This is a genomic window from Halocynthiibacter sp., assembly GCF_049608145.1.
Taxonomy (GTDB): domain Bacteria; phylum Pseudomonadota; class Alphaproteobacteria; order Rhodobacterales; family Rhodobacteraceae; genus Halocynthiibacter.
In genome coordinates this window covers 1-16486 of sequence record NZ_JBMYXF010000060.1, presented here as the reverse complement: position 1 = coordinate 16486, position 16486 = coordinate 1, and the positions used below count along the sequence as shown (strand labels likewise).

Genomic DNA, 16486 nt, shown 5'->3' with positions numbered 1-16486 from the left:
GAATGACTCGGTTACCAAGTCCAAGTTCGACAACAAATACGGCTGTAAAGAATCTCTCGTGGATGGCATCCGTCGTGCGACTGACACCATGATGGCTGGTAAAGTGGCTGTTGTTTGTGGTTACGGCGATGTGGGCAAAGGTTCTGCCGCGTCTCTTGCAGGTGCAGGTGCGCGTGTAAAAGTGACCGAAGTTGACCCGATTTGTGCGCTGCAAGCTGCAATGGACGGTTTTGAAGTTGTGACTTTGGAAGATGCTGTGTCTGATGCAGATATTTTCATCACCACAACTGGCAACAAAGACGTGATCCGCATCGAACATATGCGCGCGATGAAAGACATGGCGATTGTTGGCAATATCGGCCACTTTGACAATGAAATTCAGGTCGCAAGCCTGAAGAACCACAAGTGGACCAACATCAAAGACCAAGTGGACATGATCGAAATGCCGTCTGGTGCACGTCTGATCCTGCTGTCTGAAGGTCGCCTTCTGAATCTTGGCAATGCAACTGGCCACCCATCTTTTGTGATGTCTGCTTCCTTTACCAACCAGGTTCTGGCGCAGATCGAACTTTGGACCAAAGGCGACGATTATAACAACGATGTTTACATCCTGCCAAAGCACCTGGACGAAAAGGTTGCGAAGCTGCACCTGGATCGTATCGGCGTGAAATTGTCTAAACTGTCCGAAGAACAGGCATCTTACATCGGTGTAACACCGGAAGGCCCGTTCAAGCCGGAACATTACCGCTACTAAATGCCGACCGGTAAGTCCGAGTGAAAATTACGAAATCAGCCGCCTTTGGGCGGCTTTTTTCATGCATTGTCGCAAAGCAAGTACAGTTTTACCTTGAGGGGGCGGCACAGCTATGAGGACTCTGGCAACGGTTTATGAGCGGGTAGATTTAGGCGCAATTTTTTTGAGGAGCGTGATCTTCTAAGCGACGTGAAGATCGATCGGGGGCTGTTCCCAATTGGGTTGTGAACTGCGGGCTTTGAACCCGAATTTGACCAATGGGTTAGTGGTGTCGCTGGATGGACGTTGCATCGTGGCTATGGTGCGTCCAGCCAGTCAGCGCCTTGTGCGATATAGTAGAGACGTAGAAAATCCTGACTGGAAATTGTTCCAGTGGATACATCAATACGTTCTGGAACCCGGATCATGTCGCGTCCGGTCAGTTGTACCATCATCAGGTCTTCAAAATAGCGGAAACACCGCCCCAGATCACAGTTCTGACCATCCATCAGCGTGACAGTGCCAGTTGGCGCTTCTGTCATTGTGCAACCGCCTAGGGCGATTGCCAGTGTCAGAAGGCCAGCACGCATCATTTCGGGCTGCGCTTTGCAAGGATACGCTGCAAAGTGCGCCGGTGCATGTTCAGGCGACGCGCCGTTTCAGATACGTTGCGATCACAAAGTTCATATACACGCTGAATATGTTCCCAGCGCACACGATCTGCTGACATGGGGTTTTCCGGAGGGGGAGGCAGTTCGTCTGATTTTGCCAGCAAGGCAGCCGTGACGTCATTTGCATCCGCAGGTTTGGACAGATAATCCGTTGCCCCGGCTTTGACGGCAGCAACCGCAGTGGCAATCGCGCCATAGCCTGTCAGCACGATGATACGTGCGTCGGGACGGCGTTCGCGCAGCACTTCGACCACATCCAGCCCATTGCCGTCTTCCAGACGCAAATCCACCACGGCATAGGCTGGGGGACGTGCTGTCGCAATGGCACGGCCCGCCGCAACAGAGCCCGCGATTTCCACTTCAAAACCGCGTTTTTCCATCGCGCGCGAAAGGCGACGCAGAAATGGTTCGTCGTCATCAACGAGAAGCAATGACCGGTCTTCACCGATTTCCTGTAGGTCTCTTTCTGACATGGGATCCTCTTCGATCTGTCCTGACACCCTCTCTTACGCTGAAGTGGGGAAAGGGTCAATTTTTACGCAGGTTTACCCGGCTGCATCAATAAAACAGCGCGATACGTCAGCCACGGTTTCCGGTGTTGGGCTGCGACCAAACATGGCGGCGGTGCCCTGCCCCGGAATGACAAGATAACTGAACACAGAATGATCCATTAGATAGTATTCAGGATCACCGTTCTGTTCTTTGGCGTAATAGGTTTTATAGGCCAGAGACGCCTGTTTTACCTGTTCCTCAGTACCTGTCAGACCGATCATATCATCATGCAGGTTGAAGACGAAATCAGACATGACCTTGGGCGTATCCCGGGCCGGATCGATGGTGATCATGGCAGGTTGAACATCATATCCCAGATCCTGAAGAATTTCGGTTGCCATCGCATTGCGCGCTGTATCTGCGGGGCAGACATCCGGACAAAAAGTATAACCGAAGTATAAAAGGGTTGGTTTTGTGATGACATCAAGATCAGTCACCGCAGTGCCGTTGTGATCCACCAGACTGAAAGGCCCGCCAATGGTATCCAGACCACCAACAATGATATCATTGCCCCCGACACATTCCGCAACGGACATTTTGGTGGAATACCAGATCCCGCCAAGCATCGAAACAATTGCCAATACGGCAATGATTGCCACATTCCTGACCATAATAGTTCTTCCTGATTCACGCGTTTGCGCATTGATCGCGTTAAAAGGCGGGCGTATCAATGGCACGTGTTGACGCAGACACAGCAACGTGATCGGAACAGCATGATCGAAAGTCAATCCGCCCTCTTTGGCAGCGAAACACATAGCAACTGGATCCGGCTGCGCACGCTGATCTTGCTGCGCTGGCTGGCAATCACCGGACAGATCGCGGCGGTGATTGCATCAGTTTGGGTGTATGGGATGAACCTTGAGACAGGGTTTATCTCGATCGCCATTGGAATTTCGGTGATTATCAACCTTGTTTCCATGTTCGTTTATCCAAATGTACGCCGTCTGACAGAAAGCCAGGCCGCGCGTCTGTTGTTGTTTGACACGATACAGCTGACGGCACTGCTGTGGCTGACGGGCGGGCTGAACAACCCATTTGCGTTTTTGATTGTTGCGCCAGTCACCATTTCCGCAGCCGCTCTTTCTCTGCGATCCACTGTTGCTTTGGCGGGGATTGCGGCCTGTAGTGTCACGGTTCTGGCACTGACGCATCTTCCGCTTGTAACGGCGGCTGGCGATGTTTTGGAGATCCCGACAATTCTGGCCTTTGGGTTTTGGTCTGGTATTATCACAGGTATCCTGTTTCTGGGGCTCTATGCCTATCGTGTGACCTCGGAACAGCATTCCATGTCCGAAGCTTTACTGGCGACACAAATGGCCCTGTCTCGTGAACAAAAACTGACAGATCTGGGGGGTGTTGTTGCCGCCGCCGCACATGAACTGGGCACGCCTTTGGCGACAATCAAGCTGGTCAGTTCTGAACTGGTTGAAGAGCTGGAAGATCAACCGGAACTGCGTGACGATGCCATTCTGATCCGTGAACAAGTTAACCGTTGCCATGATATTATGCGGTCTATGGGGCGGGCGGGCAAATCTGACAAACACCTGAAAATTGCAGCTTTGCAAACCGTGGTAGAAGAGGCCGCCGAACCCCATCTGGCCCGCGGTAAAGAGGTGTATTTTGACTTTGAGCCCGATGGAAAAACCACCCCCCAACCCGAAGCATTGCGCCTGCCCGAGGTTATTCATGGTTTGCGCAACCTGATCCAGAATGCGGTTGATTTTGCAAAAGACAACGTCTGGATCGAAGCGCGCTGGACAGCGGATACAATTCTGATCCGGGTGATCGATGATGGGCCTGGCTTTCCGACAGATATGACCGGGCGGATCGGTGATCCTTTCGTGCGTCGTAGAACATCACTGCAGAGTGCACGCAAACGTCCGGAATATCAGGGTATGGGGCTGGGCTTGTTTATCGCCAAAACTTTGCTGGAACGCACCGGAGCTGAGCTGAGCTTTAACAATGGTGCCGATCCTTATCTTTTGCGGACGGAATGGCCGGATAAATGTGGTGCTATTGTCGAAGTCTCCTGGCCTCGGCATGCGGTTGCGTTTTCACAACAGGCCAGCCGTGATGCGCTGGGCGAAAATGATCAGATCACCGAATAGGCACGTCCCCCAGTATTACGGTTAACCCGTTATTAACCCAGCGTGAGTCATCCTTTGTTAACAGTCTTACGAAGGAGACAGCCGTTGCCGGGTTTTTCTGCCATTCCCGCCGGATTTCCGGAACTTGCCATTGTTGTGGTTACTGCGGCCCTGACCGGAGGGCTGTTACTGTATTTCTTTGCGCTGAAATCCGTGCGAACAACACATTCCACCTATGACCTTATTCAGCAGGCAGATCGTAAACCTGTTTTTCTGTTTGATGATGAAACCCTTGCGGATGCCACCCCATCTGCCCGTGAAATGTTGCGTGCGGCCCCTTCCGCCCCCAGCAGCTGGCAGCGGTTGATGGTGTTGCTGTCGCCGCGTTTTTCCACCCTTGAAGATGACATTGCTGATATCGGTGCGCGGGGCGAAGCCTTTGTCGCGGCAACCCGACCTGGGGATACAGGATTATTGCATATTGAATGGTGGGATGGGTTGGTGCGGCTTGAATTGGGGGATGCGCAACAGGTTAAGGGTGATGTCCGTGTTGACGGTCAGTGTCTGCAGGCCAATCAGGATGAACTGGATTTGCTGCGCCACATTTCAGAAGCAAGCCCTGTTCTGGCTTGGCAATTGGCGGGTGATGGCACGCTGATCTGGGCGAATGCGGCTTATATAGCTGTGGCGAACAGTCTTTCTGCTGCGGATCGGACAGGTCTGTGGCCGCCAGCCAAATTCTTGCCTGAACTCTCGGAAAAAGCCCCAGATGGCATGCAGCACCGTTTGGCATTGCGTCCGGAAGACTGTGATCTACCCGGTTTGGGCGCCAAGCCACGTTGGTTTGATTGTCGAAAAACATCGTGGAAAGGCACCACGGTTTGTATCGCCCTCGAAAGCGGGGCCGAAGTGAATGCACGTGCAACGCTGGATGAGTTTGTTCAAACCCTGTCTAAAACCTTTGCGCATCTGTCGGTTGGGCTTGCGGTGTTTGACAGGGCGCGCCAGCTGGTACTGTTCAACCCGGCCCTGACTGATCTGACGGGACTTGATGTTTTGTTTCTGTCACAAAAGCCGGAACTGGTGAGTTTCCTAGATGAATTACGCAACAAGCGCATGATCCCGGAACCCAAAAACTATGCAAACTGGCGTGAACATATCCGGCGACTTGAGGCCAGCGCATGTGATGGTACGTATGAAGAAACGTGGTCACTGCCGTCTGGGCGGACCTATAAAATTATGGGGCGACCGCACCCCAATGGCGCCATTGCCTTTCAGTTTGAAGATATCACGCCCGAAATTACTCTGACACGGCAGTTTCGTGCGGAACTGGAACTGAGCCAAGCCGTGATGGATACCTTGCCGGAAGCTATGGTTGTGTTTTCCGCCGCAGGTACGCTGACGATGTCAAATCGTGCTTATAATATGCTTTGGAATACAGATCCAGGCCGGGGAGTGACGGAAATAACCTGTTCGGATGCATTGTCGCGCTGGGCAGCGGGCACCCGCGCAACAGCTGTCTGGGCGGGTGTTGAAAGCAGCATCTGCCGTTTGCACAACCGCGAAGCCTGGAGCGCAGATGCCCAAATGGAAGACGGTCGCCATCTGTTTATCGAAGTGACCCCAATTGCGGGTGGTGCGACGTTGGTAAAATTCATGACCGGCCAATCTTCGGATGAAGCGGAACACATCTGGAAAACCAGAAGATTGCTAGAATACAGCGACTGAAGCCTTGCAGCGGCTGACACGCAGGGTACAGTTGGCGCATGCAGGATTTGATTACATTTCAATGTCAGTTTATCGATGAAAACCAGACGGCCGATTTTGCCCGTACTCTGGCCGCGCAGCTGCAATCTGGTGATTGTATTCTGTTAGAAGGGCCTGTTGGGGCAGGGAAATCTTTCTTTGCACGGGCTGCTATCCAGTCGCTTTTGGCGGAACCCGAAGATATCCCATCGCCAACCTTTACCCTGGTGCAGACGTATGAAGGCCCCGTCGGTGAGATCTGGCACAGCGATCTTTATCGTCTTAGCCATCCAGACGAGGTCGAAGAACTTGGTCTGGTCGATGCGATGAATGACGCCGTGTGTTTTATCGAATGGCCTGATCGGCTGGGCAGTTACATGCCACAAGGGGCACTGATGTTGCGTTTTGAGACCGGATCAGACATCGGCACCCGAAATTTACACGTGTCATCTACGTCAGAACGCTGGAAATTTTTACAGGACGGAATGTATGCCAATGAAGCGATCTGATGAAATCACATCTTTCCTGAAACAGGCTGGCCTGACAGGCACCCATATCATCCCTCTGGCAGAAGATGCGTCTTCACGGCGCTATTTCAGGGTGAAACGTGACCTTGACACAACGGTTCTGATGGATGCGCCCCGTGAACAAAACCCGTCCCAGGATGATTTCGTGCGTATCGCGTCCTGGCTGACAAAATCAGGTCTTAGTGCCCCGGAAATCCTGCATGCAGACCTGGAAAATGGCTTTGTACTGTGTGAAGATCTGTCTGACGCTGTATTCGCCCGTGAAATTGACGCGGGACGACTGGAAAAGAAAGCCGCGTTCGAAGCCGCATCTGATATGTTGTTGCACCTTCACCGGCAGACGCCCCCTTCGGGGCTGACCACATATACCCCCCGAAATATGGGGGAAATGATCAGCCCTCTGTTTGAATATTACATGCGACGTGGCACGCGTGATTTTGATGCGGAAAATCAGATTTGTCATCTTCTGGAAACTGCCCTTACCGACAGTTGGTTGGGGGAACCGGTTACCATTTTGCGTGATTTTCATGCAGATAATCTGATCTGGCTGCCGGAACGTGATGGGCATAAACGTATTGGCCTGCTTGATTTTCAGGACGCGGCCATTGGGCATGTCGCCTATGATCTTGTTTCGCTTCTTTTTGATATTCGCAGAGATACGGATCCAGAACTTGCGGAACAGATCATCACCAGGTTTGCACAGAAATCCGACCTACCCCAGGACAGATTCCGCGCGGCCTGTGCAGCGCAATCTGTGCAGCGCAATTTACGCATTCTGGGGATCTTTTCGCGCCTCGCATCGGAACGCAATAAGCCGGGCTATCTTGCGCTTCAGCCTCGTGTCTGGGCGCAATTGCTGACAGATCTTGACCATCCTTCCATGGCAGCTCTGATAGACGCGGTTCTGACAATGGTGCCCGCGCCGGATGCAAATAAGGCCGATCAATGACAAAGACCTTCCCCCTGATGATTTTCGCCGCCGGGAAAGGCACCCGTATGGGCGTTTTGACCCGCAATTGCCCTAAGCCGCTGGTGCGTGTGGGGGGCAAACCCCTGATCGACCATGCGCTGGATACAATCCGCAATGCGCCAGTGTCGCGGGTGGTGGTGAACACGCATTATCTGGGGGCCATGTTGGAAGATCACTTGCGTGATCATGATGTTATAATTTCCGATGAAAGTGACGCGCTTCTGGAAACTGGGGGCGGATTGCGAAAGGCGGGTGATCTGCTGGGACAGGATACCGTGTTTACTATGAATTCCGATGCGGTTTGGGATGGTCCTGATCCCTTGACATGTCTTGCACAGGCTTGGGATCCGTCGCGGATGGATGCGCTTTTGCTGCTGTTAAAGCCCGATCAGGCCCTTGGGCACAAAGGGAACGGTGATTTTATCCTTGCAGCGGATGGGTCATTGTCGCGCGGCCCGGGTATGGTTTATTCGGGTGCCCAGATTGTGAAAACAGCGCCATTGAATGCGATCGAAGAACAGGCTTTTTCGCTGAACGTTCTCTGGAATCAGTATGCAGAGAAGGGCCGGTTGTTCGGGGTGCATTGGTCGGGGAAATGGTGTGATGTGGGGCAACCTGAAAGCATTCCTTTGGCAGAAACAATTCTGAACACATCCGATGTTTGACCCCTCTGACACGCCCCGCATTTTCGCCCTGCCTCCGGGTGTGGATTTCTCTGCCGGCCTGGTTGAAGGTCTGAAGGCGCGCTGGCCTGCGGATAATCCGCTGGCGGTGCCCCAGACAGAGGTTTACCTGAACACACGGCGCAGTGCGCGCAAATTACGGGATCTATTTGATACAGGTCCGGCCACGCTGTTGCCCCGGATTAAAACGCTGGATGCGTTTTTCAGCACGGGGCCTGTTGCGGGTGAAGATCGCGATATTGCGCCCCTACGTAAACGTTTGGAAATTGCGCGTCTGGTGCAGGCCCTGATCGAACAATCACCTGACCTGGCACCCCAGTCAGCGGCGTTTGACCTGGCCGAAAGCCTTGTCACCCTATTTGACGAAGCTGCGGGCGAAGGTGTGGATCCCGCAGATATTTTATCCCTGGACCTGACCGATCAGTCGGGTCACTGGGCGCGGGCGCAGCAGTTTCTTTCGCTGGTCAGTGGATATTTCGAAACCGCAGGCGCTGGACAGGAAGACCAGAACCGACAGGCCGCGCACAAGCTTGTTCTGGCTTGGCAGACATGCCCGCCGGATCACCCTGTTCTGATCGCCGGATCTACGGGATCCCGGGGCACCACGCATCTGATGATGGAAGCCGTGGCGCGTCTGCCTCAGGGGGCGATCATCCTGCCGGGTTTCGATTTTGACATGCCGGACAGTGCATGGAAATCCCTTTTAAAAGAGGGTGTGGGGGAAGATCATCCACAGTATCGCGCGCTTGCATTGATGAATTCGCTTGGGGTCCGGCGTGAACAGGTTCTGCCTTGGTCTGACTGTCATATTCCAGCGCCATCCCGCAACCGCCTGTTGTCTCTAGCCCTGCGACCGGCACCCGTGACGGATCAGTGGCGGAAGGATCAAACACCGGCGGACGATATTGCCCGTGCCTGTGAAAATGTGACACTTCTGGAAGCGCAAGACAGCCGATCAGAAGCCGGTGCAATTGCGCTGGGCATGCGTGCGGCTGTTGAAGATGGAAAAACCGTGGCCTTGGTCACGCCGGATCGTCAGTTGACGCGTCGGGTGTCGGTGGCGTTGTCCCGCTGGGGGATCGAAGCGGATGATTCCGCAGGTCGCCCGCTTCACCTATCCGCGCCTGGCCGTTTCCTGCGTCAGATTGCATCTCATTTTGGGCGCAAACCCGAAGCCAGTGATTTGCTGGCCATCCTCAAGCATCCCCTTGTGGCAACCGGGGCGCAAGACCGGGGGCTGCATCTGTTGCACACCCGTGAATTGGAACTTTGGATCCGTCGAAAAGGCATGCCCTATCCGACAATCGAAGATCTGCAGATCTGGGCCGCGCAGTTGAAAACTGATGATGCGCAGGCCTGGGTCAATTGGATTTTTGAGGCTATTTCAGATCTTTCTGATATGCAGATGGGGTCTGTGGAAACCTATGTCCAGACGCTTTTACAAAGCTGCGAAACCCTGTGTGGTGGTGTCGGTTGTGATGGCAGCGGAGAGCTTTGGGAAAATATCGCAGGCCGCGAGGCACGCAAAGTGACGGATCAGCTTGTGGCGGCGGCGGACGCGGGCGGGCATCATAGCGCACAGGAATTTTCTGCACTTTTGCTGTCCCTTCTGCAAGCTGGTGAATTGCGCAGTGCCGTAACGCCAGATTCCCGTGTGATGATCTGGGGCACGCTAGAAGCGCGTGTGCAGACGGCCGATATTGTGATCCTAGGTGGGCTGAACGAAGGTGTCTGGCCTGGGCAACCTGCGCCCGATCCGTGGCTGAACAGAAAGATGCGCAAAGATCTGGGCTTGCTGTTGCCCGAACGCCGTACGGGTTTGGCGGCCCATGATTTCCAACAGGCTGCGGGTGCCGCAGAAATCTGGCTGACGCGCTCGATACGCGATGCGTCTGCGGAAACGGTGCCGTCGCGCTGGTTGAACCGGCTTGTGAATTTGCTGACGGGCCTGACAGAAAAAGACGGCCCCGCCCTTCTGGATCAGATGCGGACACGCGGTGCGCAGTGGACCCGTCTGTTACAGGATTGGGATTGCGCCCTGCCCGTCTGTGATCCTGAACCCCGGCCGTCGCCACGTCCGCCTGTGGACCAGCGGCCAAAGGAATTGCCTGTCACAGCCATTCAAAAATTGATCCGTGATCCTTATGCGATTTATGCGCGCTATATTTTGAATTTACGCCCGCTGCGACCCATTCAGCAATCCGCAGATGCCCCTCTGCGTGGCACGGTTATTCATGAGATCCTGCAGCAGTTTATTGAAAGCGGTGATCTGTCTGAAGATGCGTTCTTTGCGACGGTTGATCACGTTCTGCAATCCGAAGCACCCTGGCCAGCTGTACAACGTATGTGGCGGGCAAAGCTGCTGCGTGTGTCTGATTGGTTTCTGGAAACGGAACGTCTTCGCCAGACGATCGCCGCCCCCCATCTGTTTGAAGAAAAAGGTCGCGTGACGCTGGAAAATCCGGATTTCACCCTAACATGTCGCACGGATAGAATTGACCGACGTGACGATGGGCAGATCCGGATCTTTGATTACAAAACCGGCAGCCCACCGTCAAAAGATCAGCAGAAACATTTTGACAAACAACTGCCCCTGCAGGCTGCGATGGCCGAACGTGGAGCGTTTAAAACCCTGGGGAATGTGCCCATTCTGGATGTGGCATATATCGGTCTTGGGTCATCACCGGTTTTTGCCCCGGTGCAGCTTGAAGATCCGTCGACCGATGAAATCTGGGATCAGTTCTGTCAGTTGATTGATGCTTGGATGCGCCCGGAACGCGGTTACCTGTCCCGGCGCGCCATCGAAGGTCAGCGATTTGACGGGGATTACGATCATCTTGCGCGTTATGGTGAATGGGATACGACTTCGGCCCCGGTAGAAGAGGATCTGTCATGACCCAGCCCGATGCCGCAACACTTGCGCAGATCCGCGCCGCAAACCCAGAAAGTTCAGTCTGGCTGGCGGCGAACGCTGGCTCTGGTAAAACGCGGGTTCTGACCAACCGTGTTGCCCGACTGTTGCTGGATGGTGTGGATGCGCAGCATATTCTGTGTCTGACCTATACCACGGCTGCGGCGACCGAAATGCAGAACCGCCTATTTCGCCTGTTGGGCGGCTGGGCGATGCAGGATGACGCGGGGCTGCGCCATGATCTGCAACAACTGGGCCTGGAAACGCAATTAGATGGCGATGTTCTAGGGCGTGCGCGTCGCCTGTTCGCTGGGGCAATTGAAACGCCTGGTGGTCTGAAAATTCAGACAATCCATTCGTTTTGCGCATCCCTTCTGCGACGTTTCCCGCTTGAAGCCGGGGTATCCCCGCAGTTTCAGGAAATGGACGAACGCGACGCCAATATGCTGCGTGAAACTGTGACTGATGCCATGGCTAGCGGGCCTGATATGATCTTGGTGGATCGCCTGGCGGGCCAGTACACCGGTGAAGATTTCACGCGCCTTACCCAGGAAATTGTCAAACATAAATCACAGTTTTCCCCTGCCCCTGATGCCAGCGCCATTCGTGCGGCATTTGATCTTGATCCGGGGGACAGTCTTGAAAAACTGCTGGATGATACGATTGATAGTGGTGACGCAAAACTGTTGCAGGATGTGATGCCGTTGTTTGCGAAAGGGTCTGCAACAGATCAGAAAAATGCAACCATTCTTGCCGGGCTGAATGCCAATCTGATCAGCGCGCGTGATATTGGTGTTCTGGAAAAATTGTTTCTGACCGGCAAAGCCGCCAAAGCACCGTTTACCGCCAAAATTGGTTCGATCCCGACAAAGAAAACCCAGGCGGTGCTGGGGTCTTTGCTGGATCCCCTGAATGAACTGATGGAACGGCTTCAGGACAATCGCGAACGTCGCCTGAACCTTCTGGCAGCGGATCGCAGCCAGATTCTATGTGATTTCGCCACGGTGTTTATTCGTCGTTACGAAGCGCAGAAACTACGTCAGGGTAAGCTTGATTTTGACGATCTGATCCTCAAGGCACGTGATCTGTTGCGTGATCCGCTTGTGGCGCAATGGGTGCTGTTCCGGCTTGATGGCGGGGTCGATCATATTCTCGTAGATGAAGCCCAGGACACAAGCCCCGCACAATGGGATGTGGTCGAAGCGCTTGCACAAGAATTTACTGCGGGTGAAGGCGCACGCAGCGATATTGCGCGGTCTCTTTTTGTGGTTGGGGATGAAAAGCAGTCGATTTATTCCTTTCAGGGGGCCGATCCCGCCAGCTTTGATCGCATGCGTCAGGAATTTGGCGGACGCCTAAGGGCTGCGAATATGGCGTTTCAAAGCATGCAGTTGGCGCATTCGTTCCGGTCTGCCCCGGCCATTCTGCGCGCGGTGGATGTCACGTTCCGGCCCGAAGGCCTGAACCATCAGACGACGGATATGACGCATATCGCGTTCAAAGGTGAAATGCCGGGGCGGGTTGATCTATGGCCTGTGGTGCCTAAGCCTGACAAAGAAGATCCCTCGGCCTGGTATGAACCGGTGGATAAGCTGGCACGTAACAGTGAAATCGTTGTGTTGGCACGGGGCATTGCACGCCAGATTTCAGATATGTTGCAAAACGCATCCATCCCGCAGGAAATCGGTCATTCCGGCCAATATAAGATGCGTCCTGTCGAACCGGGGGATTTTCTAATCCTTGTGCAGGGGCGTCAGGCATTGTTTCACGAAATTATCGCCGAATGTAAGGCGCATAAACTGCCAATTGCCGGTGCAGATAAGCTGAAAATTGGGGCGGAACTGGCGGTGAAAGATATTCGTGCCCTTCTGTCCTTTCTCGCTACGCCGGAAGATGACCTGTCGCTGGCCTCTGCTCTGCGCTCTCCGTTGCTTGGCTGGAGTGGCGCTGATCTGCACAAGCTGGCGCAACCTCGTCGCAAAGGTGAATTTCTTTGGCAGGCGTTGCGGGCCGAAGACAGCCATTCTGTCACCCGTGATGTTCTGTCGGATCTGTTGCGCGAGGCGGATTTTCTGCGCCCCTGGGATCTGATCGAACGCATTCTGACAAAATTTGATGGCCGCCGGAAACTGATCGCGCGTCTTGGGCAAGAAGTCGAAGATGGGTTAGATGCGCTTCTGTATCAAGCTGAGGCCTATGAACAGACCGCGGTTCCATCGCTGACTGGATTTCTGAACTGGCTGGACAGCGGCGATATCACGATCAAACGTCAGCCTGATGGTGCCGGCAACCGTATTCGGGTGATGACGGTGCATGGGGCCAAAGGGCTTGAGGCGCCGATTGTTATTTTGCCGGATACAGCGTCCCGCAAAAATGATGTGCGTGAGGAAATCCTGAACATCTATGGCGCGCCGATCTGGAAACCCGGATCAGACGTTATCCCGGATCTGGCCCGCGATGCCCGTGATGCTATTGCGCAGCGTCAGCTGGAAGAGAAAGATCGCCTTCTTTACGTGGCTATGACGCGGGCTGAAAAATGGCTGATCGTGGCTGGTGCCGGGGATGTGGATGGATCGAACACCAGTTGGTACAGGCAGGTGGAAAGCGGCATACAACATGCTGGTGCGGTGGAATGTGATTTTGAAAATGGCCTAGGATTGCGTCTTGAAAGTGGTGTCTGGGGACGGGCGGATCCGAAAGAAGATGTACCAGAAACGCCCATTGTAACAAACACCTTTCCCCAGTGGATAGATGCCAAACCATCCCCCTGTCCTGCGTCTTTGCGCACGGTTTCCCCCTCTGATCTTGGGGGGGCAAAAGTGCTTGCCGAAGTCCTGGATGGCGAGGGTGATAAGGACCAGGCGATGCTATACGGCACCTTGGTGCACCATCTACTGGAACATCTTCCGCCCCTTGCCGGGTCTGAACGTGCAGCGCATGCACAGGGGCTTTTGCTGGAATGGACGGATGTTGATGAAACGGTGAAAAACATGGCCATGGCTGAGGCGCTGGATCTGTTGCAGATCCCTGCCCTGTTTGATGTGTTTTCTCCGGAAACCCAGGCCGAAGTTGCATTGTCGGCAGATCTGCCTGATGGGCAGCGGCTGCATGGCATCGTCGACAGGCTATTGCTGCGCGACGGGCGCGTGACGGCGGTTGATTTCAAGACAAATCGTCTTATTCCGGTCACCGTGCAGAACGTTCCTGAAGGTCTGCTGCGTCAGATGGGTGCCTATGCCCATGCCCTGTCGCAGATTTTTCCAAAGCATGAGATCGACACTGCAATTCTCTGGACGAAGTCCGGTGAACTTATGCCACTACCTCACGATCTTGTGTCTGGGGCATTTGATCGGGCCGCCTTCCCTTGACGCCAGGGGGGGGCGTCCTTAGGTTCCTGTCAACTTTGATTTGTTCTCCAGGAGTTTGAGACATGGCAACCGTAGCAGTCACCGACGCGACCTTTGATGCAGAAGTAAAAGAATCCTCAGTTCCAGTTGTTGTGGACTTTTGGGCAGAATGGTGTGGCCCATGTAAGCAGATCGGCCCGGCACTGGAGGAACTGTCCGCTCAATATGACGGTCAGGTGAAAATCGTCAAAGTGAACGTGGATGAAAACCCGAATTCACCCGCACAAATGGGCGTTCGCGGCATCCCGGCCCTGTTCATGTTCAAAGACGGCGCAGTTGTGTCCAACAAGGTTGGTGCAGCCCCAAAAGCGGCGCTGGACAGCTGGATCAAAGAAAACATCTGATCCCGTCAAGTCTTACAGAAAAGCGCCTTCGGGCGCTTTTTTTGTGCCCGCTTCAGATCCGGTTATAGATCCCAGCCACGCAACTGAAGTGTTTCGATGATTTTATCTTCGGTTTCAGGGCGGCCAGCGTTGATCGACATAATTTGCAGAAACCAATAGATGTATTCTTCATATGCCGGGCGATGTGATGGCAGGCGTTTGAAGGCTTCTTCCGCGCCAAGTTCACCGACATTCAACGCGATATGATGAAAATCAATCTGCCCGAACAACACCGCAGGTTTGCGCCAGAAATAGCCGGAAAATGCGATGGCAGAATTCTGTGTCACCACGCATTCACATTCAGGCAGCAAATCAGCGGGTGATTTGTTTTCATGCACCGCAAAACGTGGGTAATCATCCACCAGTTCTGACAACAATTCAAAATCATGGGCAGAATAATCTTCACCCGGATGCAAGGTGGCGATGACAGGTTTCTTGGGCCCGTATTTCAGGGTCTGGCGGATCATATCAATGGGTGAACAGGATTGAAAACTGCGCTTTTCCTGCAAACGGCCCTGCAAAGGCATGTAAATATAGCCTTGGTTTTTCGCCTTGGTCCAATCCCCGAACCATTTGTTGCGCCACTGATATGTGAAATCCCAGGCTTTATCTGAATCGATCGTTTTTGGATCAAATTCGGCCTTTGCAACAGCCCATTCCCAACGGGCAGCAGAGTTTTCGATTTGCCAGAAAGGCTGAAAATAAACCCGGCGCATGGTTAGTGCGTTTTCGTGATGAGGGTCATCCATGTGAAAGAGGGAATAGCCCTTGCGCGTGCGAGATTTCAGAAGGTTATGGTCATTGTTTGCGCAAAATTCGACAGTCAGCCCGCGGCGTTCGACTGCATTTTCGAGACGTCTTAGAAAGTTGTGTTTTCCGGCTTTGGCAGCCTCGCGGATGCTTTTCCCCAGATAGACCCGCAATTTTTTGCCCATAACCCATGCTCTCCGTAACAATCTGGTCCTGAAAACCCCTTGCGGCTTGCCTAGCACACCCTCATATAGAAATGAAGCAGGTGGAGGTACGAATGGCTGATAGTGAATTTCCAGGTTGGCATGGCACCACAATTATTGGTGTCAAAAAAGATGGCGAAGTCGTTATTGCGGGCGATGGTCAGGTGTCCCTTGGGCAGACCGTGATCAAAGGAACCGCACGCAAGGTGCGTCGCCTGTCGCCAGGTGGCTATGATGTCATCGCCGGGTTTGCCGGTTCCACGGCGGATGCTTTCACATTGCTGGAGCGTCTAGAAGCCAAGCTAGAAGCGACCCCTGGTCAGCTGCAGCGTGCCTCGGTTGAGCTGGCAAAAGACTGGCGCACTGACAAATACCTGCAAAAGCTTGAAGCCATGTTGATCGTTACAGACGGGCGGGATCTTCTTGTGATCACAGGCGCTGGCGATGTTCTGGAACCAGAGCACGAAGTTGCCGCCATTGGGTCGGGCGGTAATTTTGCTTTGGCAGCGGCGCGTGGCATGATGGACAGCGACAAGGATGCAGAAACTGTGGCGCGAGACGCCATGGCAATTGCAGCCGATATCTGTGTTTACACCAATGGACGCCTGACCGTTGAAAAAATCAGCGGCTGATTAAGTTAGATACAGGACACATAACCAGAAAGACGACAGCTGCCCTCTACTAACTGCGACCATTATAACAGTTCTATTTTGGTAATGTTTATGTGCCCCTGAGCCTGACATCCCTGATCTGTAAATGGTACTGGGTTGCTGCGACACTGAAGCCGGATGAAACGATGCGATGAACTGAAATCGCAACGCTGGTGATCGGGTGTCACGGATTTCCATCGGAAAGCTTGTTAA

Annotated in this window: 14 protein-coding genes; 10 read left to right on the top strand and 4 right to left on the bottom strand. The window is 53.7% G+C overall.

Annotation, left to right across the window (positions count from 1 at the left end; all coding sequences use genetic code 11):
- On the top strand, positions 1-754 hold a 754-nt coding region (locus ACPGUT_RS14075; protein ID WP_423992420.1), incomplete at its 5' end, for an adenosylhomocysteinase.
- Between the two features lie 296 nt (positions 755-1050).
- Here the strand turns inward: ACPGUT_RS14075 and ACPGUT_RS14070 are convergent.
- From ACPGUT_RS14070 to ACPGUT_RS14060, 3 genes are all read right to left on the bottom strand, one after another.
- Positions 1051-1326 carry a hypothetical protein gene (locus tag ACPGUT_RS14070; protein WP_423992419.1) on the bottom strand — a complete coding sequence of 92 codons (276 nt, stop codon included), beginning with the start codon at positions 1324-1326 and terminating at the stop codon, positions 1051-1053.
- Positions 1323-1877 carry an ActR/PrrA/RegA family redox response regulator transcription factor gene (locus ACPGUT_RS14065; RefSeq protein ID WP_423992418.1) on the bottom strand — a complete coding sequence of 185 codons (555 nt, stop codon included), beginning with the start codon at positions 1875-1877 and terminating at the stop codon, positions 1323-1325. The genes ACPGUT_RS14070 and ACPGUT_RS14065 overlap by 4 nt, the downstream gene beginning before the upstream one ends.
- Before the next feature lie 72 nt (positions 1878-1949).
- The gene (locus ACPGUT_RS14060) at positions 1950-2567 is read right to left on the bottom strand and encodes an SCO family protein (RefSeq protein WP_423992417.1); all 618 of its coding nucleotides are present in this window, start codon (positions 2565-2567) and stop codon (positions 1950-1952) included.
- Positions 2568-2669: 102 nt separating this feature from the next.
- Between ACPGUT_RS14060 and regB the strand changes: the two genes are divergently transcribed.
- The 8 genes from regB (at position 2670) to trxA (ending at position 14631) form a co-directional block, all read left to right on the top strand.
- Positions 2670-4064: a sensor histidine kinase RegB gene (gene regB / locus ACPGUT_RS14055; protein WP_423992421.1), complete on the top strand. Its 1395-nt coding sequence runs from the start codon at positions 2670-2672 to the stop codon at positions 4062-4064.
- Positions 4065-4148: 84 nt separating this feature from the next.
- Positions 4149-5771, top strand: a complete 1623-nt coding sequence (locus ACPGUT_RS14050) for a PAS-domain containing protein (RefSeq protein WP_423992416.1) — start codon at positions 4149-4151, stop codon at positions 5769-5771.
- 38 nt (positions 5772-5809) lie between these two features.
- Positions 5810-6298, top strand: coding sequence for a tRNA (adenosine(37)-N6)-threonylcarbamoyltransferase complex ATPase subunit type 1 TsaE (gene tsaE, locus ACPGUT_RS14045; RefSeq protein WP_423992415.1), 489 nt, complete (start codon positions 5810-5812; stop codon positions 6296-6298).
- Positions 6285-7265 (top strand): aminoglycoside phosphotransferase family protein, encoded by a 981-nt coding sequence (locus ACPGUT_RS14040; RefSeq protein ID WP_423992414.1) that lies wholly within the window; start codon positions 6285-6287, stop codon positions 7263-7265. Before tsaE ends, ACPGUT_RS14040 begins: the two co-directional genes overlap by 14 nt.
- Positions 7262-7951 (top strand): nucleotidyltransferase family protein, encoded by a 690-nt coding sequence (locus tag ACPGUT_RS14035; protein WP_423992413.1) that lies wholly within the window; start codon positions 7262-7264, stop codon positions 7949-7951. The genes ACPGUT_RS14040 and ACPGUT_RS14035 overlap by 4 nt, the downstream gene beginning before the upstream one ends.
- A complete protein-coding gene (gene addB / locus ACPGUT_RS14030; protein WP_423992412.1) occupies positions 7944-10865 on the top strand; it encodes a double-strand break repair protein AddB in 2922 nt (973 codons plus the stop codon). Before ACPGUT_RS14035 ends, addB begins: the two co-directional genes overlap by 8 nt.
- Positions 10862-14248, top strand: a complete 3387-nt coding sequence (addA, locus tag ACPGUT_RS14025) for a double-strand break repair helicase AddA (RefSeq protein ID WP_423992411.1) — start codon at positions 10862-10864, stop codon at positions 14246-14248. The genes addB and addA overlap by 4 nt, the downstream gene beginning before the upstream one ends.
- A gap of 62 nt (positions 14249-14310) precedes the next feature.
- A complete protein-coding gene (gene trxA / locus ACPGUT_RS14020) occupies positions 14311-14631 on the top strand; it encodes a thioredoxin (protein WP_423992410.1) in 321 nt (106 codons plus the stop codon).
- A 62-nt stretch (positions 14632-14693) separates the two neighbouring features.
- Here trxA and ACPGUT_RS14015 read toward each other — a convergent pair whose 3' ends face one another.
- Entirely contained in the window at positions 14694-15605 is a 912-nt protein-coding gene (locus ACPGUT_RS14015) for a hypothetical protein (protein WP_423992409.1), read from the bottom strand.
- A gap of 92 nt (positions 15606-15697) precedes the next feature.
- Here ACPGUT_RS14015 and hslV point away from each other — a divergent pair, with 92 nt between their 5' ends.
- Entirely contained in the window at positions 15698-16255 is a 558-nt protein-coding gene (hslV, locus tag ACPGUT_RS14010; RefSeq protein ID WP_423992408.1) for an ATP-dependent protease subunit HslV, read from the top strand.
- Positions 16256-16486 lie beyond the last annotated feature (231 nt).